Origin of the sequence: Azospirillum picis, from assembly GCF_017876115.1 — a bacterium.
Taxonomy (GTDB): domain Bacteria; phylum Pseudomonadota; class Alphaproteobacteria; order Azospirillales; family Azospirillaceae; genus Azospirillum; species Azospirillum picis.
This window is the reverse complement of sequence record NZ_JAGINO010000043.1, coordinates 1-23558: the sequence shown is the minus strand read 5'-3', so window position 1 is coordinate 23558 and position 23558 is coordinate 1. Positions and strand designations below refer to the sequence as shown.

At 67.8% G+C, this 23558-nt stretch carries 14 protein-coding genes; 4 read left to right on the top strand and 10 right to left on the bottom strand.

Features of this window, described 5'->3' with window-relative positions; genetic code table 11:
- Positions 1 to 51: 51 nt before the first annotated feature.
- Genes J2850_RS30960 through J2850_RS30945 form a run of 4 tightly spaced genes read left to right on the top strand, consistent with a single transcriptional unit; the run spans position 52 to position 9614 of the window.
- The gene (locus J2850_RS30960; RefSeq protein WP_209991196.1) at positions 52 to 7596 is read left to right on the top strand and encodes an Ig-like domain-containing protein; all 7545 of its coding nucleotides are present in this window, start codon (positions 52 to 54) and stop codon (positions 7594 to 7596) included.
- On the top strand, positions 7589 to 8815 hold the full coding sequence (locus J2850_RS30955; RefSeq protein WP_209991194.1) for a PP2C family protein-serine/threonine phosphatase: 1227 nt from the start codon (positions 7589 to 7591) through the stop codon (positions 8813 to 8815). The genes J2850_RS30960 and J2850_RS30955 overlap by 8 nt, the downstream gene beginning before the upstream one ends.
- A gap of 30 nt (positions 8816 to 8845) precedes the next feature.
- A complete protein-coding gene (locus J2850_RS30950) occupies positions 8846 to 9181 on the top strand; it encodes an STAS domain-containing protein (RefSeq protein WP_209991192.1) in 336 nt (111 codons plus the stop codon).
- A 22-nt stretch (positions 9182 to 9203) separates the two neighbouring features.
- Positions 9204 to 9614, top strand: a complete 411-nt coding sequence (locus J2850_RS30945; protein WP_209991191.1) for an ATP-binding protein — start codon at positions 9204 to 9206, stop codon at positions 9612 to 9614.
- 622 nt (positions 9615 to 10236) lie between these two features.
- Here the strand turns inward: J2850_RS30945 and J2850_RS30940 are convergent.
- The 10 genes from J2850_RS30940 to J2850_RS30895 form a co-directional block, all read right to left on the bottom strand.
- On the bottom strand, positions 10237 to 13098 hold the full coding sequence (locus J2850_RS30940) for a hybrid sensor histidine kinase/response regulator (protein WP_209991189.1): 2862 nt from the start codon (positions 13096 to 13098) through the stop codon (positions 10237 to 10239).
- A gap of 71 nt (positions 13099 to 13169) precedes the next feature.
- Positions 13170 to 13847 carry a LuxR C-terminal-related transcriptional regulator gene (locus J2850_RS32290; RefSeq protein WP_209991187.1) on the bottom strand — a complete coding sequence of 226 codons (678 nt, stop codon included), beginning with the start codon at positions 13845 to 13847 and terminating at the stop codon, positions 13170 to 13172.
- A 318-nt stretch (positions 13848 to 14165) separates the two neighbouring features.
- Positions 14166 to 15203: a methyl-accepting chemotaxis protein gene (locus J2850_RS30930; RefSeq protein ID WP_209991185.1), complete on the bottom strand. Its 1038-nt coding sequence runs from the start codon at positions 15201 to 15203 to the stop codon at positions 14166 to 14168.
- A gap of 46 nt (positions 15204 to 15249) precedes the next feature.
- Positions 15250 to 16368, bottom strand: a complete 1119-nt coding sequence (locus J2850_RS30925) for a protein-glutamate methylesterase/protein-glutamine glutaminase (protein ID WP_209991183.1) — start codon at positions 16366 to 16368, stop codon at positions 15250 to 15252.
- On the bottom strand, positions 16368 to 17225 hold the full coding sequence (locus J2850_RS30920) for a CheR family methyltransferase (RefSeq protein WP_209991181.1): 858 nt from the start codon (positions 17223 to 17225) through the stop codon (positions 16368 to 16370). Before J2850_RS30920 ends, J2850_RS30925 begins: the two co-directional genes overlap by 1 nt.
- A 22-nt stretch (positions 17226 to 17247) precedes the next feature.
- A complete protein-coding gene (locus J2850_RS30915; protein ID WP_209991179.1) occupies positions 17248 to 19590 on the bottom strand; it encodes a methyl-accepting chemotaxis protein in 2343 nt (780 codons plus the stop codon).
- Between the two features lie 61 nt (positions 19591 to 19651).
- Positions 19652 to 20164: a chemotaxis protein CheW gene (locus tag J2850_RS30910; protein ID WP_246513775.1), complete on the bottom strand. Its 513-nt coding sequence runs from the start codon at positions 20162 to 20164 to the stop codon at positions 19652 to 19654.
- 32 nt (positions 20165 to 20196) lie between these two features.
- Positions 20197 to 22278 (bottom strand): chemotaxis protein CheA, encoded by a 2082-nt coding sequence (locus J2850_RS30905; RefSeq protein WP_209991177.1) that lies wholly within the window; start codon positions 22276 to 22278, stop codon positions 20197 to 20199.
- A 51-nt stretch (positions 22279 to 22329) separates the two neighbouring features.
- The gene (locus tag J2850_RS30900) at positions 22330 to 22695 is read right to left on the bottom strand and encodes a response regulator (protein WP_209991175.1); all 366 of its coding nucleotides are present in this window, start codon (positions 22693 to 22695) and stop codon (positions 22330 to 22332) included.
- A 41-nt stretch (positions 22696 to 22736) separates the two neighbouring features.
- Positions 22737 to 22991, bottom strand: coding sequence for an STAS domain-containing protein (locus tag J2850_RS30895; RefSeq protein WP_209991173.1), 255 nt, complete (start codon positions 22989 to 22991; stop codon positions 22737 to 22739).
- Between the last annotated feature and the right edge of the window lie 567 nt (positions 22992 to 23558).

Genomic DNA, 23558 nt, shown 5'->3' with positions numbered 1-23558 from the left:
AGCGAAGATCATGGCATCGCCCTGAGCATCACCGCTTCGCTCGCCACTCCAGTGACCGGCGAGACGCTCAGCATCACCATCAGCGGCGTGCCTGCTGGTGCGGTCCTCTCGGCCGGCACCGACAACGGCGACGGCACCTGGACGCTCTCCGCCGCCCAGCTCTCCGGCCTGACCATCACGCCGCCGGCCGACTTCTCCGGCACGCTGAACCTGTCGGTGACCGCCACCTCTTCGGTGAACGGCACCCAGGCCAGCCACACCGAAGCGCTGACCGTCACCGTCGCTCCGGAAGCCGACGCGCCGAACCTCTCGGTCACCAACGCCTCTGGCACTGAAGACCAAGCCATCGCCCTGACCCTCTCCAGCAGCCTGACCAGCCCCGCGGCCGGCGAGACGCTCAGCGTGGTGATCAGCGGCGTGCCTGCCGGTGCGGTCCTCTCGGCCGGCACGGACAACGGTGACGGCACCTGGACGCTCTCCGCCGCCCAGCTCTCCGGCCTGACCATCACGCCGCCGGCCGACTTCTCCGGCACGCTGAACCTGTCGGTCACCGCCACCTCCTCGGTGAACGGCACCCAGGCCAGCCACACCGAAGCGCTGACCGTCACCGTCGCTTCGGAAGCCGACGCGCCGAACCTCGCTTTGCAGGCGGCATACGGCCCCGAAGATCAGCCGATCGGCTTGACCATCGCCGCACAGCTCGTCGACACCGATGGGTCGGAAACTCTCGCCATCACCGTCGCCGGTGTTCCGACCGGTGCGGTCCTCTCCGCGGGAACCGATAACGGCGACGGCAGTTGGACCCTCTCCGCCGCCCAGCTCTCCGGCCTCACCATTACGCCTCCGAGGGACTATAGCGGCACCTTCACCCTTTCGGTCACCGCACGCTCGGCCGAGGCAAATGGCGACAGCGCCAGCACCAGCCTCGACCTGCCGGTCACGGTGACCGGCGTTGCCGATACTCCGCTGCTGACAGTGTCGGCTTCCAGCGGCACGTCCGATACCGCCATCCCACTCCACCTGTCGGCGGTCAGCCAGGACATCGATCTCTCCGAGACGGTGTCGGTGCAGATCGCCGGTGTACCCGTGGGCGCACGGCTGTCTCATGGCCTGCTGACCAGCTCCACCGGGGGCTTCTCGGTGTGGACGGTCAGTGCCGATCAGTTGGCCGATCTCACCATCACTCCGCCGCTGCATTACAATGGAGTGATCGACCTTACGGTGCGGGCGATCGCCACCGAGGCCGACGGCAACAGTGCGGCCAGCGCGGCGGTGCATGTGCCTGTGACCGTGACCGGGTCCGGCAGCGGCGGCATCTCCGCCGGCGTCGCCCTCAACCTCGGCGTCGTTGCCGGTGTCGAGGACACGCCGGTGGCGCTGAACCTGCTGGGCAGCCTGACCGCCCTGCTCGGCTCGGCCACCATCGACTCGGTGGTCGTCACCGGGGTCGGCAACGCCGCCCTCAGCGCCGGCGTCAAGCTGGCCGACGGCTCCTACCTGCTGACGCCGGCGCAACTGGCCGGCCTCACCCTGATCCCGCCACACGACCTCTCGGGCGACTACTCCCTGAGCGCCACCGTCAACCTCGGCGGCAGCCGGCTCGGGGCGAGCGTCTCCGCGACGCTCGGCGTCCATGTCGTGGGCGTCGCCGACGCACCGACTCTGACTGTGTCCGGCTCGGCCGGTGCCTATGCCTCGGCGATCCCGCTGACCATCACCGGCGCGCTGACCGATACCAGCGGGAGCGAAACGCTCCACTACATCATCGGCGTTGCGGTGGGCGCACACCTGTCTGCGGGCATCGACAATGGTGACGGCACCTGGACGGTGCTGCCCTCGCAGATCGCCGGCCTGACGGTGACGCCGCCCTACGGCTTCTCGGGCAGCCTGCCGGTCACCGTCACCGCCGTGTCCCAGGAGGTGAACGGCGACACCGCCTATGCCCAGGCATCCCTGACCGTCGATGTCGCGGCTCCGGTCCTGGTTCCCCCGCCGGCCATCATCGGTACGGAGGACGTCGGGATCAACATCGGGGGGGCGTTGCTGTCGCTCAACCTCGGAGTCATTGCCAAGGTCGGCATCACCGATCTGCCGCCCGGCGCCACCCTGTCGTCCGGCAGTCTGGTGAACATCAATGCCAACGACATCAGCGCCGACCTGCTGAGCGGCCTCACCCTGCATCTGCCCGCCCACTATTCCGGCGACTTCCAGATCCGGGCGGGCGTCACGCTGCTCGGCGGCCTGATCACTCTCGACCAGCCCCTGACCGTCCATGTCGATCCAGTGGCAGACCAGCCGACGCTCACCGTCGGCGCGACGATCGCCGGCACCGAGGACCAGCCGATCCCGCTCGGCATCTCCGGCAGCCTCGTCGATCTCGATGGATCGGAAACGCTCTCCTTCACCGTTGCCGGCGTGCCCGCCGGCGGCCGGCTCACGGCAGGTACCGCCAATCCGCTGACCGGAACCTGGACGCTGACTGCCGCCGATCTGAATGGCTTGGCAATCCTGCCGCCGCCGGACTTCAGCGGCACGATTTCCCTGACCATCGGCGCCGTTGCCAGCGAACTGCTGGGCGGGCAAGCCGTGACGGTGAAGCCGGTGACGATCACCATCGCACCGGTCACCGATACACCGGTCCTTACCCTGCCCGCGGCCACCGGAAACGAGGACAGCGCGATCCCCCTGACGATCGGGGTCGCCACCGGCGACATCGACGGATCGGAAACCATCACCGGCCTGCGGATCTCCGGCCTGCCCGCCGGGGCGACGCTCAACCACGGCACCTCGCTGGGCAACGGCACCTACGCCCTCACCAGCGCCGACCTGGTCGGCCTGACCATGACGCCGCCGGCCAACTATGCCGGCACCCTGTCGCTGACGGTGACGGCCACCGCCAAGGACGGCACAGCCACCCCGGCATCGGCCAGCGGGTCGCTCGCGGTGACGGTCAAGCCGGTGGCCGACGTGCCGTTGCTGACGGTCTCCGACTGCAGCGGGCACCAGGGCCACGATGTCACCCTCACCATCGGCGCCGCCCTCCGCGACACCGATGGTTCGGAGGTGCTGTCGGTGACGATCGCCGGGCTGCCGGCCGGCGCCAGCCTGTCAGCCGGCCTGAACAACGGCGACGGTAGCTGGACCCTGACCGCCGCCCAGCTCGCCGGGCTGAAGCTGCACACCGCGAGCGGCTTCTCCGGCGACCTCCACCTGACCGTCACCGCCCATGCGCTGGACGGCGATACCCAGGCCAGTCAGACGGTCCCGCTAACCGTCACCATCGCCGCGCAAGCGGATGCACCAAACCTGTCGGTGCTCAATGCGGCCGGCATCGAAGACCAGCCGATCGCCCTGACGCTTTCCAGCAGCCTGAACACTCCGGTGGCGGGTGAAACGCTGAGCGTCGTCATCAGCGGCGTTCCGAACGGGGCCACTCTCTCGGCCGGCGTCAACAACGGAAACGGCACCTGGACGCTCTCTGCTGCCCAGCTCTCCGGCCTGACCATCACCCCTCCGGCCGACTTCTCCGGTACGCTGAACCTGTCGGTGACCGCCACCTCTTCGGTCAACGGCACCCAGGCCAGCCAGACGGCATTCCTGACGGTGACCGTCGCGCCGCAAGCCGACACTCCTACCCTGTCGGTGGTCGACGTCGTTGGCGTCGAAGACCATTCGATCGCCCTCACCCTTTCGAGCAGCCTGACCCACCCGGTCGCCGGCGAGGTGCTCAGCATCGTCATCAGCGGGGTTCCCAGCGGTGCCACGCTTTCGGCCGGCACCAACAACGGTGATGGGAGTTGGACGCTGTCTCCGGCACAGCTCGCCGGCCTGGCGCTGACTCCGCCCGCCAATTTCTCCGGCAGCCTCGACCTGACGGTCACCGCGACGGCGTCGGTCAACGGCACCCAGGCCGGTTACACCGAGACGCTCACCGTCACGGTGGGCGCCGTTGCCGACGCTCCCAGCCTCGCCCTGCTGCCGGCCTATGGCCGCGAAGATCAGCCGATCGGCCTGACAATCGCTGCGCACCTGACAGACATCGATGGTTCGGAGACCCTCAGCGTCACGATTGCCGGGGTTCCGACCGGTGCGACGCTCTCGGCCGGCATCCACAACGCCGACGGCACCTGGACCCTCTCCGCCGCCCAGCTCTCCGGCCTGACCATCACCCCGCCCAGGGATTTCAGCGGCACCTTCACCCTGTCGGTCACCGGCCGCTCGGTCGAGGCGAACGGCGATGGCGCCGTCACCAGCCTTTCCCTGCCGGTGACGGTGACCGGCGTCGCCGATACTCCGCTGCTGACGGCCGCGGCATCCACCGGAGTGGCGGACACCGCCATTCCGCTCCATCTGTCGGCGGTCAGCCGGGATATCGATCTTTCCGAGACGGTGTCGGTGCAGATTTCCGGCATCCCTTCCGGGGCTCGGCTGTCGCAGGGCGTGCTGACCGCTTCGGCCGGCGGCTTCACCGTGTGGACGGTCGGCGCCGACCAACTGGCCAACCTGACCATCACGCCCCCGTGTCACTACACGGGCGTCATGGACCTGACGGTGCGGGCCGTCGCCACCGAGGCCGACGGCAACAGTGCGGCCAGCGCGGCGGTGCACGTGCCTGTGACCGTGACCGGGTCCGGCAGCGGCGGCATCTCCGCCGGCGTTGCCCTCAACCTCGGCGTCGTTGCCGGTGTCGAGGACACGCCAGTGGCGCTGAACCTGCTGGGCAGCCTGACCGCCCTGCTCGGCTCGGCCACCATCGACTCGGTGGTCGTCACCGGGGTCGGCAACGCCGCCCTCAGCGCCGGCGTCAAGCTGGCCGACGGCTCCTACCTGCTGACGCCGGCGCAACTGGCCGGCCTCACCCTGATCCCGCCACACGACCTCTCGGGCGACTACTCCCTGAGCGCCACCGTCAACCTCGGCGGCAGCCGGCTCGGGGCGAGCGTCTCCGCGACGCTCGGCGTCCATGTCGTGGGCGTCGCCGACGCACCGACTCTGACTGTGTCCGGCTCGGCCGGTGCCTATGCCTCGGCGATCCCGCTCAACATCGCCGGCGCGCTGACCGATACCAGCGGGACCGAACACCTCCACTACATCATCGGCGTCGCCACCGGCGCCCACCTGTCCGCCGGCATCGACAACGGCAACGGCAGTTGGACGGTACTGCCCTCGCAGATCGCCGGCCTGACGGTGACGCCGCCCTACGGCTTCTCCGGCAGCCTGCCGGTCACCGTCACCGCCGTGTCGCAGGAGGCGAACGGCGCCGTCGCCTCGATCCAGAAGGCGCTGACCGTCAGCGTCGCGGCACCGACCGCCGCCCTTCTCGCCACCCTGGCCTCGCTGGTGGCGGTCAATGGAACCGAGGACGTCGGCATCAACATCGGCCAGACGCTGCTGTCGCTCAACCTCGGCAGCATCGCCAACGTGTCGCTCACCGGCGTCCCGGCGGGGGCCACCCTGACCTCGGGAGGGGTCGTGGTCAGCGCCGGGAACATCAACGCAAGCCTGCTGAGCGGCCTGACGCTGAACATGCCCGCCAACTACTCCGGCGACTTCCAGCTCGGCGCCACGGTCAAGCTGGTCGGTGGCTTGGTCACCATCAACAAGACGCTCGCTGTCCATGTCACTCCGGTGGCCGACCTGCCGACGCTCACCGTCGGCGCGACGATCAACGGCACCGAGGACCAGCCGATCCCGCTCGGCATCTCCGGCACCCTCCTCGATCTCGACGGTTCGGAATCCCTCTCCTTTACCGTCGCCGGCGTGCCCGCCGGCGGCCGGCTCAGCGCCGGGCATGTCAACCCGCTCACCGGCACCTGGACACTGACCGCGGCAGAGCTGAGCGGGCTGGCGATCCTGCCGCCGCCAGACTTCAGCGGCACGATCTCGCTGACCGTCGGCGCCGTTGCCAGCGAACTGCTGGGTGCGGTCGGGGTGACGGTGAAGCCGGTGACCGTCACCATCGCACCGGTCACCGATACGCCGCTGCTGGCGCTTCCCGCCGCCATCGGAGCCGAGGACAGCCCGATCGCTCTGGCCATCGGCATCGCCACCGGCGACATCGACGGGTCGGAAACCATCACCGGCCTGCAGATCTCGGGCCTGCCCGCCGGGGCAACGCTCAACCACGGCACCTCGCTGGGCAACGGCACCTACGCCCTCACCAGCGCCGACCTGGTCGGCCTGACCATGACGCCGCCGGCCAACTACGCCGGCACCCTGTCGCTGACGGTGACGGCCACTGCCAAGGACGGCACCGCCGCCCCGGCATCGGCCAGCGGGTCGCTCGCGGTGACGGTCAAGCCGGTGGCCGACGTGCCGCTGCTGACGGTCGCCGACTGCAGCGGGCACCAGGGCCACGATGTCGCCCTCACCATCGGCGCCGCCCTCCGCGACACCGATGGTTCGGAGGTGCTGTCGGTGACGATCGCGGGGCTGCCGGCCGGCGCCAGCCTGTCGGCCGGCCTGAACAACGGCGACGGTAGCTGGACCCTGACCGCCGCCCAGCTCGCCGGGCTGAAGCTGCACACCGCGAGCGGCTTCTCCGGCGACCTCCACCTGACCGTCACCGCCCATGCGCTGGACGGCAGCATCGGTCCCTGCAACCAGTCTCTGGCCGAGGCCAGCGCCAGCCTGACCGTGCACGTCCAGCCCGAACTCCAGCTTCCCCATCTGTCGCTGCCCGGCCTGACGGTGCTGGAACACGGATCGGCCCTGCTGGACATCGGGGTCGGGCTGGCCGGGCTCGACCTCGGGGCAACGGTCAACCTCACCGTTGCCGGGCTGCCGGTGGGCGCCAGCCTGTCGGCCGGCATCCACAACCAGGATGGCAGTTGGACGCTGCACGCCGATCAATTGCTCGGTCTGCGCCTGACCCCGCCTGCCGACAGCCTCGACGACTTCACCCTGACCGTAACGGCCTCCGCCGAGGTCGCCGGGCTGGCGGCGGTACAGACCACCGGTTCCCTGCATGTCACCGTGCTGCCGGATCTCGGCGACAGCCTCGCTCTCGGCCTCGGCACCGGCGTCGCCATTGCCCCGTCGCTCAGCCTGTCGGTGCTTGGAACGCAACTGGTGACCGGCGCCACGGTCTCGTTGGAAGGGGGGTTCCACGATGGCGACCTGCTGACGCTGGGCGGCCTGCGGACCGAGACCGACGCCTCGGGCCACCTTGTCATCGCCGGGACCGGCATCCAGGTTACCGGCGGCGGCTACGACGCCTCGTCCCATACGCTGACGCTGAGCGGCCAGGCTTCGGCCTCGGTCTATGAGTCGGTGCTGAAGGCGATCCGTCTCGATCCGTCGGACGACTGCGGCAGCCGTTCGGTCACCGTCGACCTGCTCGACGGTGCGGGACATGCCATCGACCTGGCGCACCAGGCGATCACGCTGGACGTCGGGGTGGCCGGATCGGTAACCTCCACGGTGTTGAGCGGAACCACCGGGCTCCTCGACCATGCCCTGGACGGGGTATCGGGGGCGCTGGGAGGCCTCAGCCTCGAAGCCGATCTGCTGGCGGCCCTCCCAAGCGACGGAACCCATACGACACCCCTGGACGATCCCCTGCACCACAACGCGACAACCAACGCATATGCCTAACAGACTGCGTGTCCTCTGCGTCGACGACAGCTCCTGCATGCGGGACATGCTGGCGGCCGGGCTCGTCCGGCTCGGCTACGAGGTGGTTCCGGCCGCCGATGGCCAAGAGGCGCTGGCGGCCTTGCGGGCCGACCCCAGCATCTCCCTGGTCATCAGCGACTGGATGATGCCCGGCATCACGGGTGTGGACCTATGCCGGCGCATCCGCGACCTGCCGCGGCCCAACCACATCCACGTCATGCTGTTGACGGCCAGGCAGGGACAGGAGAACTTCCTCGAGGCGATGGCGGCCGGTGCCGATGATTTCCTCAGCAAGCCGGTGGATATGCAGACCCTGGCCGCCAGGCTGCGGGTTGCCGAACGCATCCTCACCCTGCAGCAGCGGATGCAGCGCAACAACACGCTGCTGGCCCAGACGAACCAGAAGCTGCGGACCGCCTACCGCCGCCTTCAGGAGGACATGGAGGCGGCCGCCCGTGTCCAGCGGAGCCTTCTGCCGAAGCCGTCGCTGGATCTGGGGGTCGCGCGGTTCGCAGCCGCGCTGACTCCCTCCACCGAGATTTCCGGCGACGTCTACAACTACCAGGTCCTGCCGGACGGCTCGGTGGCGTTCTATGTGCTGGACGTGGCAGGCCATGGCGCCCGGGCGGCGTTGATGTCGGTGATGCTGTGCCGGCTGCTGACGGCGGAAGCCTTCGTCGAACGCGACGACGGCCGCACGCCGCGGCAACCCGATGCCGTGGTCGCCGACCTGAACCGCCAGTTCCAGTGCGACGACAGCATTTCCGACTACTTCACCATGATCTGCGGGATCCTGGACCGCGACGGCAGGGTCCTGCGCTTCTGCCAGGCCGGACATCCCAATCCCGTCGTGCTGCCGTTGCGGGGACGGCCGGTCGCGGTCGGCAACGGCGGCTTCCCGGTCGGGCTTTTCCCGGACGCCGACTACGAGACGGTGGAGGTCCGGCTGGAGCCGGGGGACCGCATGTTCTTCTATTCGGACGGCGTGACCGAATGCGCGGCGCCCGACGGGACCCTCTACAGTCAGGATCGCCTGCATCAGGTGCTGGAACTGACGCGCACAGCATCGCTCGACCGCATGATCGCGGCCATCCAGACCGAGCTGCACGGCTGGCACCAGGGCGGCAGCTTCGACGACGACGTCTCCATCGTCGCCTTTGAAACCTTCGCCACCCCCGCCCGCCATCACTCGTCATAAAATTCCATCGCCACAACAGGATCGACTTCGATGCTCAAGACACACATCATCGACTCCGTACTGGTGCTGGAGGTCACGGGGCCAAGGCTGGACGCGGCTCAGGCCGTACGCTTCCGCGAGGAATTCCTTCAGCAGATCGAGGGGAATCCCGACCGCGTGGTGATCGACTTCAGCAACGTGACCTTCCTCGATTCCAGTGGCCTCGGCGCGCTGGTATCGGTGGTAAAGCGCCTCAACAAGCATGGCCGGCCGGTCATCTGCGGACTGCAGCCGGCCGTTCAGACCATGTTCGCCCTCACCCGGATGGACCAGGTCCTTACCGTTCGGAAATCACGAGATGACGCAGTTGCCAGCTTTGCCGGCTGATATGCCGTCGGATCCAGAACCCATGCTTTTCCAGATGGCAATCGCCAGCCGCCTGGAGGACGTCCCCCTGCTGTCCGACGGGCTCTGCCGGAGCTTGGCCGCGCGCTTCGGCGAGGACGGCTTGGTCAGGCTCCAGATCGGCCTCGCCGAGGCCGCCAACAACATCGTCCAGCATGCCTGCCAAGGGCGCGAGGACAGGACAATCAGCCTGTCCTGCCGCCCGGACGGCTGCGGCGTCCTGCTGGTGCTGGAAGACGATGGCGTGGCCTCCGACCGCGATCTCAATGCAGCCGCGGTCGAGGCAGCCGCCAATCCGCCCGATTTCTTCGCGGAAAACGGCCGCGGCCTTTGGCTGCTGCTGCAGTGTTTCCCGACCGTCCGGTTCGAGCGGAAGGATGGCATCAACCGGCTGATCCTGCACTACACCGGCTGACCGCCCCCTGCCGCAGGCATGCAACTCCGAGGACAGCGCCTCGGAGACCATCCGGACATGGCTGTGCTGAAATCGAGTTCCGCAGCAGCCGGCGGAACCGCGCGCGGCCGCACGGCCGCGGCACGAGACGGGGAAGGCCGTGCCAGCGGTCCGGGGCGCCGTGTCACCGGTTTCGGGCGGATTGCGGTGGCGGTGAACGGCGTATTGTCCACCGAGGCGGATGCCGTACCGGCATGGCCGGCCCTTGCACGATGCCCTCCGCTCCGGACGGGACGCGATCCCGCATCGCTTGCCTGCCGCGACGACAATCCGGCTGCCGATTTCGCAAATCGCCGATCGGAACAGTCCCGGAGGCCGCGTCGCGAGGTCCTGCGCCGGGATCTCCTGATTACGGGGAAAACCCTTCACACCCGATGCGCCTTGGCTGCCGAGGCCGTTCACCACGCCGGCGCCGACTGGGAGACGAGGTCGCGCAACAACGCCGGACAGGATGCCGGGCGAAATGTCCTGCGTGCGATCTCCCTTTCATGTCGGGAAGGAGTTGCGCCCCCCTCCTGAGCTGAGCCAACCCGAGCAAATACGACACCGGACGGATTTCGAGCGGCGCCTTCGGGACGGCAGCTCAGAAGATCGTGGACGCGGACGTGCCGTCACAGCCTGGGTCGGTTTCGCCGGCGGCTTCGGCCGCGGCATCCAGCAGCCGTTCGACGGCCTCGGCCAGAACCGACATCTGCACCGGCTTCAGGAAAAAGGCGTCGGCGCCGGCTGCGGCAGCCGTGGACTGATCCACCAGGCGGCTGTAGCCGGTGTAGAGGATGCAGGGCAGATCCGGGCGCTGCGCCTTGAGGCGCCGGATCAGGGCCACGCCGCTGATGCCGGGCATGGTCTGGTCGGTGATGACGAGGTGGAAGGCGTCCGGATCCTCCTCAAAGGCGTCGATCGCGTCCTGAGGATCATCGCAGACCGCCACTTCGTGGCCGACGCGCTCCAGCCCGACCGACACCATGTCGCCCATGTCCCCCTCGTCGTCCACCACGAGGACACGGCAGCGCCGCCGCGCGCGGAGCTGCAGCAGGTCGACCGGCTCCGCCTCCTCCGCCGCCGGCATTTCGCAATTGCCGACCGGAACGAAGACACGAAGGACTGTGCCGGTGTGCGGGCGGCTGCACACCACCAGCCCGCCGCCATGGGCCTTGACGATACCGATGACGACCGCCAGTCCCAGCCCGGTGCCCTTTCCCTGCTCCTTGGTGGTGTAGAAGGGGTCGAATGCCTTGACGATCACCTCCTCGTTCATGCCGCTGCCGTTGTCGGCGACCTCGAACATGACGTGGGCCTGGTCACCGGTGGGCGGCAAGGCCTTGTAGCTTCCCCACCCGGCCCCGCAGCCGAACGCGGGATCGCCCTCGCCGTTCCACACACCGGCGCTGACGGTGATGCTGCCGGTTTCCTCGGGCAGCGCATCGCGGGCATTGATGGCAAGGTTCACCAGAACCTGGACGAGCTGGGTCGCGTTGGCACAGATCTCGGGCAGATCGTCGGGAACGTCGACCTTCAGCGCCACCGTAGAGGGGATGCTGGTGCGGAGCAGGATGGCGACGTCGTTCAGGATCTGGCGCGGCCGCGTATTCACCAGCACCGCCTCGCCCGACCGCGAGAAGGCCAGGATCTGCTGCACCATATCCTTGGCCCGGCCGCACACCCGACGGATGCGGTCCGCATATTCGCGCTGCGCACTCCCCGCCGGCAGATCGCAGACCAGGAAGTCGGCGTAGCCGGTCAAGGCGCCAAGCAGATTGTTGAAGTCATGGGCAATTCCGCCGGCGAGCCGCCCGACGGCATCCATCTTGTCCTGCTGCGACAGACGGTGCTCCAGATCGGCCTTCTCCCTGGCCGCCGCATGCCTGGCCGATACGTCGCGGCCGATGACCACGATGTCACCGTTGGGACGCCGGGTGAACCGCACCTCCATCGCCTGGACGCATTCGCCGAAGACGGTGCGGTAATTCTCGAACAGGCCTTCCCAGAAGCCATCGCTTTCCAGGGCGTCGGTCACCCGCAGCTCGGCCCGGCGCAGCGTGGTGTTCGGATCCTCCAGTGCGCTCAGCCGATGGCCCAGCATATCGTCCGGATCACGCGCGCCAACCATCGCGCAGGCCGCCTGGTTGGCATAGATGATGGTCTGCTCGGCGTCCAACACCAGGATCATGTCCAGCGCCGCATCGATGGCCGAGATCATGCGCTCGACGTCGCGGGCGTTGCGGATGACCATTTCGCGCAATTCCCGGCGTTCTCCCTGGGACCGGCGCAACGCCTCCATCACCCGGGCGATGTCGCCGATCTGGTCGGCGCGCTCCAGCAGGGCGGCAGGGAGCGTGACCTCGTCGAGCCCGCGGTCGAGCCGCTGGATGCCGGTATGGATCTGCTCCAGGGGAACCCCGACCATCCGCCGCACCATCCGGCCCAGCAGAAGCAGGAACACCGTCAGGGCGGCGAGGCAGAACAGTCCGAACACCGCCATGCGCATGTCCAGCAGCGCTGTCGGCGGCAGCGGCGTGTCCAGCAGGACATAGTGCCGGTATTCACCGCCCAGGTTGGGCACGGGCAGCCCGATGCGCCGGTATGGGGCGCCCGACGATGACGTGCGCCTATGGGAAATCGTGGTGCCGGAGCGCAGCGCCTCGGCCTCATCGGCCGCCACCGGGCGATCGGTGCCGGCGCCTGCCGACAGCGGACGGCCGATCAGCGACCTGTCGCGATGGAAGAGGTAAGTGCCGGTCCGCGACAGGATGGTCAAACCGACGCCGGCGGGCTGGAGGGTGGGTTCGACCTGTTCCCCGATGCGGATCCAGTTCATCATCCGCACGTCGTAGCCGATCACCCCAGCGACCTCCCGGCCGACCACCACCGGCACCACGACGGTCGACAACCTGCCGGGCAAGGGTCCCGACGGGCTGGCCTGCGCCGCCCCGAGCTGGCTGCGGCCCGTCTCGACCGCCCGGCGGATCAGGTCGTAATCGCTGTTGTCGAGCGTGGCCGCCCGCACCATCCCTGCCCCGTCCCGCGCCAGGATCGTCGCCTTGCCCTCCAGTTCGGCGAGCGGCGGCATGGCACCCGGTTCCAGGGGACGGGCAACCACCCACAGGCGGCCGAATTCGGTCAGGGAGTCGAAGCTGTGCCTCAGCAATGCGTCGAGGGCGGAATCGCCGAAGCCGGGCGTTTCGTGGTGGGCGGCCACCGCCGCGCTGAGCACATCGACCTTCTGCATGAGTTGCGAGCGCAGAACGGCGACCCGCTCCGCCACCTCATGGGCCAGAGCCTCATCCTGCGCCCCGGCGATGCGGTCGAGCATGTCGGCGCCGGTCCAATGCGCAACGCCGAATACCGCCAGCATCAGGGCCGTTGCCGTGATGGCGGCGTTGCGGATCAACCTCTTCGACAGGGAGTTGACGGATCTTTCCGTGGTGACGTGCGAATAGGGCATGAAAGGTCCGGCAGTTTATCAGAAGGGCTCCGGCCGGCAGACGCCTGCCGAAGCCGTATCGAGAGGCTGGGTCAAGGTCCGCTTCCGTCGAGCAGGCCGATCTCCTGGGCACGGCGCACCGCATCGGCACGGTTGCGCGCGCCCAGCTTCTTGAAGATGCGGCGTGTATGAAACTTCACCGTCACCTCCGCCAATTCGAGCTGGCGGGCGATTTCCTTGTTGGTGGCTCCGGTGGACAGAAGACTGAAGACGTCCCGCTCGCGGTCGGTCAGCGCTGCCTGTTCCCCCGGGCCATCGGCGTCCGCCCCGTCGTCATCGGCGGCACCCAGACTGTCCTCGCCGGCGAGGGCCATGAGGATCTCCGCGGGCACCGTCGTTCCCCCTTCCATCACCACCTTCAGGGACGGGCCGAGAACACGGCGGGGCGTGGTCTTCGGCAGGAAGGCCGCGGCACCGCTCCGGAACGCCTCGATCGCGATGGCCGGGCGTTCGGCACCAGTCATCACCGCGACCGGACCGCGCACTCCGCACTCGCGCAACCGCGTGATGGGGTCACTGTCACCGATGCCCGGCATATTCCAATCCAGTACGATCAGGTCGAAGACCTGCCCGAGGACCCCGGTGACCGCCAACACCTCACCATCGAGCGTCTCGACGAACACGAACTCCGCGTCGGGCCATTGGAAGCCGATCGAAAGCTCCAGCGCCTCGCGGAACAGAGGATGGTCGTCGGCAACGAGAATCCTCACCCTCACTCTCCCTTGACCACTGCCCCGGGGCCTCTTCTCCGTGGCGGGAAGATAGTGGTGGAATGGTTAAAAAGTCGTGTTTGGCAAGACTCTTCACGCCCTCCACAACCAAACTTGTGCGCGTTCCAGAGCCAGGAAATCAGGACTTACCAAGGACGCAACCGGCCTCTCGAATGAGCAGTTGAAATTTTGAAATGGCTGAAGGTCTGCGACGAAAAACATTCAGTAGAATTCTCGTAGGCAATAAACGTGAAAATTCAGGATTCCGGCATCCTTCGGTGGATCTTCATTCCCGTCGCGCTCCCCAGGGCGGTGATCTCAGAACAATTCCACATCATCACTCCGGCTTTGACTGCTCACCTCTCCCAAGAGCGACAGGCGTAGCGCCTCCTCCATCTCGGCAAGGGTGATACGGCGCAGAAGATTTTCAATCCAATCGCGGTCGGCTGCCGCCGCACCCGTTACCCCGCCGGGAATCCCGTTGGCCGTGCCGAGGACCGAACCGAGAGCCGAACCAAGGATGGACAGCACCGTAACCGTGTTCTCGATCCTCTGCTTGGCGCGGTCCTGGAATTGAAGGTTGCACATGATCCGGGGCACCGTCTGGCCAATCGCTTGCGAGCATTCCGCTGACTGTGCGACGGAACCGGCCAGGCCGGCGGTATGACCGCTCAACGCAGCACCGATCACGCCGATGCGGTCGAGGTCGAGATCTCCTCCCTGATGGTCCGACAGCACCGCATCGACCCGCCCCATGCCGGCGCGCATTTCCCGGTCCATCTCCGCCACGGCCTGGCGGATGGCCGTGGAGACCGAATGGATGGAATGGGACAGGTCCCGCACCTCGTCGGCGACAACGCCGAAACCCCGCCCGTGCTCGCCGGCCCGCGATGCCTCGATCTTGGCGTTCAGCGACAGCATGACCGTCTGCTTGTTGAGGCGATCGATATTGCCGGTCATCTGCTCCACCCGCCCGACGGTGGCGGCACAGGCTTCGAAGACGTCCAGCATGGCCCGGGCACCGCCGGTGAGGCGCTCCGCCCGCCGGATGGCCACGGCGCAGGTCTCGGCCAGTTCGCCGATGATCTCCGTGAAGCCCACCACCTCGTCGCCGACCGTCATCCGCCGGGTCTGGTCGATGATGCGTTCCAGCACCTCCGATTGACGGACGGCCAGGGCCGACAACGCCTCGAAGTCGGCGCTCAGGCTGTTGATGCCGTCCTCGATGATCTGCGAGGTGCGGCCCATCTCGCCCGACAGCGCGCCGATCGCAAGATCGACCGTGGCAATACGCACATGATCCGGCGGAGGTGGATCGGCAGGGATCCGTCGCCCATCGAGAATGCCGTCCCTCATGTCATCTCCTCACAATCCTGCTTCTCCGGCCCTCACGCCTCCGCCCTCACAACCCCGATGGGGGGTGTTCGCCAATGCGGCCAAGCCCTGCGAGGAGCCCGACCAGCGTGGATGCGATGCGCGGGAGCGGCACCTCGCGCTCCACGGCGCCGAGTTCGCGGGCGGCTCGCGGCATGCCGTAGACGATGCAACTTCGTTCGTCCTGCCCGACGGTCCTGGCGCCGGCATCGCGCATCCGCTTCAGCCCGTCGGCACCGTCCCGGCCCATGCCGGTGAGGATCACGCCCACGGCCCGGCTTCCTGCCGCTGCGGCGACCGATCCGAACAGGACGTCGACCGACGGACGGTGACCCTGCACCTTGTCCTGCCGGTGCAGGCGGCACCGGTAGGCGCCTTCGGCACCGGCCAGTTCCAGATGCTGTCCGCCGGGAGCGATGTAGACGTGGCCAGGCAGCACGGACTCGCCATGCTCCGCCTCCTTGACGGCCAGGGGGCTCAGGGCATCGAGGCGGGCGGCGAAGCGGCCGGTGTAGGCGGCGGGCATATGCACGGCCATCAGGACGGCAGGCATGCCGGGCGGAAGCGCCGAGACCACCTCGCGCAGGGCCTCGACACCGCCGGTGGAGGCCCCAATGGCGACGACGGCACGCTCGGCGCAGGAGTTGAGCGGCACCGGTGCCGGGCCACCGGTGGCCGCCGGTCCGGCGGATGGGCGGAGAGCCGCACAGCGGGCGGAGAGCCGCCGCTTGACACCGGCGGCGGCCACCACCTTGTCGGTGATCTCGCGCGCCAAGTCGGCCAAGCCGACGCTCAGGTCGACGGCCGGCTTCTGGACGAAGTCGACCGCCCCCATTTCCAGGGCGGTCAGCGTCGTTTCCGCACCGCGGCTGGTCAGCGAAGAGATCATCACCACCGGCATCGGCCGGAGCGTCATGATCTTTTCCAGGAACGACAGACCGTCCATGTGCGGCATCTCGATGTCGAGCGTCACCACGTCCGGATCGGTTTCCTTGATCGCGGCACGGGCCTGGAGCGGATCGCTGGCGGTGGCGACGACCTGGATCCGCGGATCGCCGTCCAGGATGGTGCGCAGCAATTGCCGCACGAGTGCGGAATCATCGACGATCACGACGCGGACAGGTGTCGCGAATGCCGTATCGGACATCAGGCATCCTCCTCTCCGGCAATGCGCCGGTAGATGGTTCCGCCGATCGGGCGCAGCGGGATATCGCGTGCCAACAGCGTTTCGGAGTGCCCGATATAGAGGAAGCCGCCCGGCCGCAGGAGCGCCGCGAGGCGCCTGCACAGCGACAGCTTGGTCGGCTGGTCGAAATAGATCATCACGTTGCGGCAGAAGATGGCATCGAACGGGCCGCGCATCGGCCAGCGTTCCAGAAGGTTGAGCTGCCCTAGCGCGACGAGGTCGCGCGCCTCCGGTCCGATGCGGACCTCCGCCGGCCCGGCGCTGACGAAATGCCGTCCGGCCGCATAGCCGAACGAGGGCTTTACCGCGGACTTGACTGCCGCAGCCTGGTAGATCCCGGTTCGCGCCCGGCCGAGCGCCACGCCATCCAGGTCGGTCGCCAGGATCCGGGCTCCATGCGACGCAGCGTCCGGCACAGCCTTCAACAGCGTCAGGGCCATGGAGTAGGGTTCCTCTCCGGTGGAACAGGCGGCCGACCACAGCCGCAGCCGTCCGCAACCGCCCGCCCGCCAGGGAACGACCACCTGATCGTGGAGATGGCGGAAATGATGCTCCTCGCGGAAGAAGGCGGTGACGTTGGTGGTCAGCGCACTGATCAGGTTCGTCATCTCCTCCTCTCCCCGCGGGGAGCGCAGGAGCTTCACATAGTCGGACACGCCGGACAGGCCGAGCGCCCTCACCCGTTTGGCCAGGCGGGCTTGCACCAGATCCCGTTTGCCGGCGTTAAGCTGTATGCCGGTACGCCGGCAGGCCAGTTCCGCGATGAAGCGGAAGTCGGCGTCCTTGAGACGCAGCGGCGCGGTGGATGCCTGCACCATCGGACCTGCGCCCCTTCCGCCGTCAGAACTGCGACCAGTCCACGGAGCCGCCCGCATGTCCGTTCGCCGTGGCGCGTGCCGGGCGTCCCGAATGTCCGCCGGATTGCCCGCCAAGCGGCGCTGGCTTCACCCGGGCGGCGGCGGGCTTGTGCATCGCCGGCGCCGTCCTGCCCAGGCCGCCGCGGGGCGGGTCGGCCTGGGCAGGCAGATCGCCGATCTTGAAGACGCCGACCAGCGCCAGCAGGCCGGCCGAGCTTTCCTGCAGTGTGCGCGACGCCGCCGCACTCTCCTCCACCAGCGCCGAATTCTGCTGGGTCATCTGGTCCATGTTGGAAATGGCCCGGTTGATCTCGTCGATCCCCACGGTCTGCTCGCGGCTGGCCGCCGCGATCTCCGAGACGATGTCGGCAACGCGCTTGATCGATGTGATGATCTCGTCGAGCTGGCCGCCGGCGCTGTTGACCAGTTCCACGCCCTGCCGGACATGGCCGCCGCTTTCCATGATCAGCGATTTGATATCCTTGGCGGCGTCGGACGATTGCTGGGCCAGGGTGCGGACCTCCTGCGCCACGACGGCGAAGCCCTTTCCGGCGTCGCCGGCGCGAGCCGCCTCCACCGCCGCGTTCAGGGCAAGGAGGTTCGTCTGGAACGCGATTTCGTCGATCACGCCGATGATGTCGGAAATCCGCTGCGACGAGCTGGCGATCTGCCCCATGGCGCTGACCGCGTTCTTCACCACGTTGCCGCCGCGCAGGGCAACGTCACGCGCTCCCAGCGCGAGCTGGTTTGCCTGCTGGGCGCTCTCGGCATTGGTCTTGACGGTGGACGCGATCTCCTCCATGGCCGCGGCGGTCTCCTCCAGATTGGAGGCCTGCTGTTCGGTGCGTTCGGCGAGGTCGACGGCGCCGTTGGCGATCTCGTCGGCAGCCGCCGCAACCTCGGTGCTCGACGACATGATGCGGCGGATGGTGTCGGAAAGCCGGCCGGTGGTGATGTTGGCATCGTCGGACAGTTGCTTCAGAAGGCCCTCGTAGTCGCCGCGCACGCGCCGCGTCAGGTCGCCTTCCGCAAGCACGCTGAACAGTTCGCCGATGTCCTCCATCGCCGCCTCCACGCGTTCGCACAGGCTGTTCAGCGACTCCACGAGCACGAGCTGGAAATCGCGCTTGCCGGCGGGGTCCAGGCGCATGGAGAAATCGCCGCGCGACACCGCCTGGACCATTTCGCCGATCTCCGCCTGGATGGCTTTCTGCGCCGTCACGTCGGCCCACTCCACCACCGTGCCGACCCGCTGCTTGCGGTCGTCCCACACCGGGCTGACGATCAGCACGAAGTCGCGACCACCGATCGGCAGCGCCGCCTGATGGCGGCCGGTCAGCGCCGCCAGCATCGTCCGCTGGTGCATCGGGTTGCGATGGAAGCGGTCGATGCTGGAGCCGAGCAGCCCGTCGACCTTGAAGCCGGGCAGTTGCCTTGCCACCTGCTCCTCGGCATTGCGCAGCATCTCGACCATCGTCCGGTTCATGTAGACGATGTCGAGGTTCTCATCGGCCACCATGACGTTGGTCTGGCAATTCTCCAGGGCCGCTCGGATGCGGACGTTCTCCGTGGCGATCCGCTGCTGTTCACGTTCGCGGGCCAGGCGGTTGGTGCGGTCCTCCCACTCGACCACCGTCCCCAGCCGCTCGCCACGGGCGCCCAGGATCGGGCTGGCGGTCAGGCCGAACGAACGGCCGCCGATCTCGACCTGGGCGCGATGCGCGCCCTGCAGGTCCTTGATGACGCCACGCTGGTGGCCTGGATGGCGATGAAAGGCGTCGACGTTCCGGCCGATGAGGTTGTCGGCGCGGAAGTCGGGCATCTGCCTGCGGATATCGGTCTCGGCGGTCCGCAGCATCTCCAGCATCGTCTCGTTCATATAGATGATGTCGAGATTGTTGTCGGCGACCATGATGTTGGTCTGGCAGTTGTGCAGGGCGGCCCGCAGGCGCCTCGCCTCCAGGGTACGGTTGGTCACGTCCCTCACTGCCGTGGCCTGTTCGGCGGAAAAGGAATCGGTGTCCGGTGTCTCGCCCGCCGCCGCCGCCCGCATCGCCGCGACCCAGGCGGCATAGCGTACCGCTTCCCCCTTGAGCGCGCCTACGCATCCCTCCGCCCGGCGCTGTGCCGCCAGCAGGAGGGCCACTCCGCCGGCAGCGGCAAGGCAGCAGACCGCGACCAGCGGGACGAGGCGCGGCCAGTCCCAATCCTGCAACGCCAGACAAGCCGAAGCCACGCCGGCCAAGCCGAGCCCGGCGAGCAGCGTGCCAAGGAGGGCGGTGTCGACTCTCGTCGGCGGGGCGGCGGAATGGCTGGTCATGGTCATGGGGTTGTCCCTTCATATGGCCGGTCCGGCAGGATCCGCCCGGTCGGCAAGACGGTAACGGTCAGATGCCCTGGTGGGCGGCGATGGCGGTGAGCGACTGGTTGATGAGGCGGGCGGGGTCGAGCAGCGCGATCATCCGGTCACCCGCGGTCAGCAGGCCGCAGACGCAGCCGTCGCGCCCGTCCCCCTGCTCCGGCAGGTCGCGCAGCAGATCGCTGGAGGCCTTCAGGATGTCGGAAACGGCATCCACCAGGATGCCGATGGTGCGCCCTTGCACGAGCAGGATGATGACGACGTGCAGCCGGGTCGCTTCGGTCAAGCCCTGGCCGAAGCGGCAGCGCAGGTCGAAGATCGGCACGATGTTGCCGCGCAGGTTCAGCACGCCGCGGACGTAGGGCGGCATGTTGGGCAGGGACGACACGTCGCTCCAGGCCTTGATTTCCTGGACCGCCATGATGTCCACGGCGAAGTCATGCCCGTTCACCTTGAAGGCGACGAACTGGACCGGCCGCCCCTCCTGGAGTTTCGTTCTCTCGGCTGTCGGCATGGCGGCGGCGCCGGCTTTGGTAGTCATCACGGTCTTGCTTTCCATTTGCGTCGGCGCGTTCATTCGGCTGCGCGGCCGGCAGCACAGGGCGTATCGCGCGGATCGCACGCGGCGGCGCGGGAAAGGGCGACGCAATCGTCCAGGTCCAGGATCAGGCACACGCGGCCGTTGCCCAGGATGGTGGTGGCCGCGATGCCGCGCACATGGGTGAAGTTCTGCTCGAACGGCTTCACGACGACCTGCTGCTGACCCAGCAGCTCATCCACCAGCAGGCCGATGGTGCCTGCGGTATCCGTCTCCACCCGCACGACGATCCCCTGCGAGGGTGCGCGTCGCGCCGTCGGAAGATTGAACAGATCTCCGAGCCGCAGCAGCGGCAGCCAGTCGCCGCGCAGGTAGACCATGGTGCCGTGACCGACCACCTCGCGCACGTCGGCCGGCTTCGGCCTCGTGCTGTCCAGGATGTTCGCCAGCGGGATGACGTAGAGCTCGCCCCCCGTCCGGACCAGCATGCCGTCGAGGACCGCCAGCGTCAGGGGGAGGCTCATGGTCCATCCGGTTCCCCGCCCCGGCTCCGACTGCACGGTGACGCGCCCGCCAAGACGCTGGATGTTGCGCTGGACCACGTCCATGCCGACCCCGCGCCCGGATACGTCCGTTACGGTATCGCTGGTGGAAAAGCCCGGCGCGAAGAGCAGGGCATCGACCTCCTCGCTGGATGGTGCCGCATCCGGTGGCACCAGTCCCAGCGATCGCGCCCGCGCCAGCACCCGGGCCCTGTCGATGCCGCGGCCGTCGTCCTCCACCCGGATGATGATGCGCCCGCCCTTGTTCTCCGCCGACAGGGTGATGGTCCCGCAAGGCGGCTTGCCAGCGGCGATCCGATCGGCCGGCGGCTCGATCCCATGGTCGAGCGCATTGCGGATCATGTGGGTCAGCGGATCGGCAAGTTCCTCGATGATCGTCTTGTCCACCTCGGTCATCTCGCCAACGGTGGCGATCTCGACGTTCTTGCCCAGGCGGGTGGCAAGGTCGCGAACCATCCGGGGCATGCGGGCGAAGATCGATTTCACCGGCTGCATGCGGATCGCCATCACGGCGTCCTGCACATTGCGGCTGTGCAGGCCCAGCCCCTTCACGACAGCGGCCAGCCGCCTCTGCGCACGCGGGTCGAGTTCCTGGCAGACCTGGGCGAGTGCCGCCTCGGTGATGATCAGTTCACCGACGAGATCCACAAGCCGGTCCACCCTGTCGAGATCGACGCGGATGCTGCCCTTGCCGCTGCCCTGCGCCGCCTCGTGGACGGGGCTCTGCGGCGCAGGAGGGGCGGGAAAGTCCGCAAGCGCCCGCTGCGGCGGTTCGGCCGGCACCGGAAGCGGGTCGGCCGCCGGTGCGGCGGCTCGTTCCACGCCCTCGACCTGCTCTATAAGGATGTCGGCCTCATCTTCGACGAACTCGAAGATCTCGCGGATGTCGGCTTCCGGATGAATGGTTTCGAGTTCGATCCGCCAAGCCAGGACCGGCTCCGTCGGATCGAACTGTTCGATGTCCGGCAACTGCGTCAGGTCCAGCGTCGAAACCAGCCGCCCCAACCGCGCGAGCGCCCGGATGATCAGCATCGGCTCGTTGCCGCCGGAGTAGGCGATCGGCCGGAACCTGATGGCCCAGCGCCGCAACACGCCGGCCGGGACGGTGCGGGGAGCCGACAACGACGGCATCGGCGGCACTGCCGGTTCCTGCATCGCGATGCCCGACAGCCGCTCGATCATCGCATGGACTGAACCGGCATTTCCGCCAATGCCGCTGCGGGCGGCATCCACCTGGGCGGCCAGGGCGTCACCCGATTGCAGCAGCAAGCCCAGCAGAACCTCGTCCAGCGCCAGGCGCCCGGTGCGCAAGCGGTCCAGCACCGCTTCCAGGTGATGGGTCAGGTCGGCCAGCAGCGGCAGACCGAAGGCTGCGGCACCAGCCTTGATCGAATGGGCGATGCGGAAGATCGCATCCAGGGTTTCCCGCTCTTCCGCCCCGCCCATGCCACCTCGGAGCGACGCGAGCAGTTCCTCGTTGCGCAGCAGATATTCGCTGCACTCGTCGAAGAACGTCGCCCGCAGTTCGTCCATGATGTCCTGGTCAAAAGACATGGCGGCAGCTTTCGGGCAAAATCGGGTGGCGGGCCGTGAGCGGACGCGGCGTCAGGGGCAGACGCGGCGCACGACGTCCAGCAGCTTCTCAGGGGTGAAGGGCTTGACGATCCAGCCGGTGGCTCCGGCGGCCTTGCCTTCCGCCTTCTTCCCGTCCGTCCCCTCGGTGGTCAGGATCAGGATGGGCGTCCGCTGATAGCCGGGCTTGGAGCGGACGTGGCGGACGAAGGTCAGGCCGTCCATGTTCGGCATGTTGATATCGGTGATGATCAGGTCGATGGGATCGCCGTTGATGCGCTGGAGCGCCTCGATTCCGTCGCCGGCTTCGCGCACGGAGAAGCCGGCGCCAGTCAGCGCAATCCGGACCATGTCCCGCATCACCTTCGAATCGTCCACAGCGAGGATGTTTCTGGGCATCGGGCAAACCTCCGTTGCAGATCGGGCGAAAGGTCAATCGCTCAGTGGAATGTCACGCCCGCCAGCGTCAGCAGGGACTCAAGGGACGAGGAGAGGCCGACAATGTCGGTGGTGATGCCACGCCGCCGCGCGCTCTGCATCGCGCTGAGGAGGGCGGTAAGTTCCGGAAGGCTCAGGAAGTCGATGCCATCGAGGCTGATCGAGAGCCGGTTGTCGGGCCGGACCTCCCGCACGGCCTGGGTCAGGCGTTCGACCAGCGTGCTCGTGCAATCGGTATAGTGTGACACTTCCAGCATGACTTCCCCCGTCAGGCGCCCAGCCACCGAACGGGTGGAGCGCACGCTTGTCCTCTGCCTCGAAATTGCAGAAGAGGAGGAGATTTTGCACTTTGGTGTAGGGATAGCTGTCCGGGAAAAAGGGATGGGGAGGGATACTATCCCTTTCCCGAAATCGGCGCGCTTCGATGCGGCTATCAACCCGCGATAAAATCCTTACGACGGTCAGTTCCAAGTCCGGCAGGGACTGTGCGGGCACCACTCACAGAATTTTGTATACCGTGATGGAATGATCCAATCCTATGCCGGCAGGCCAGCCGCGGCCTGCTGGAGGATCGGTGGTCGGCAATGCCAGACCGGTTTCCTGAGTTCCCGCCCGAGCCGGCTCGGCAATGACGGTGCAGCGATGAGGATGCCCGGAACTACGAACGCCCCGGCCGTGTTGGGCCGGGGCGTTCGTCGTTGATCGAAGATGATTGCGCAGCGTGTTTGGAGGCGTCTCTTGTGCCTGAGTGACCTGGCGGCGACCTACTCTCCCACATCTTAAGATGCAGTACCATCGGCGCAGAGGCTTTTCACGGCCGAGTT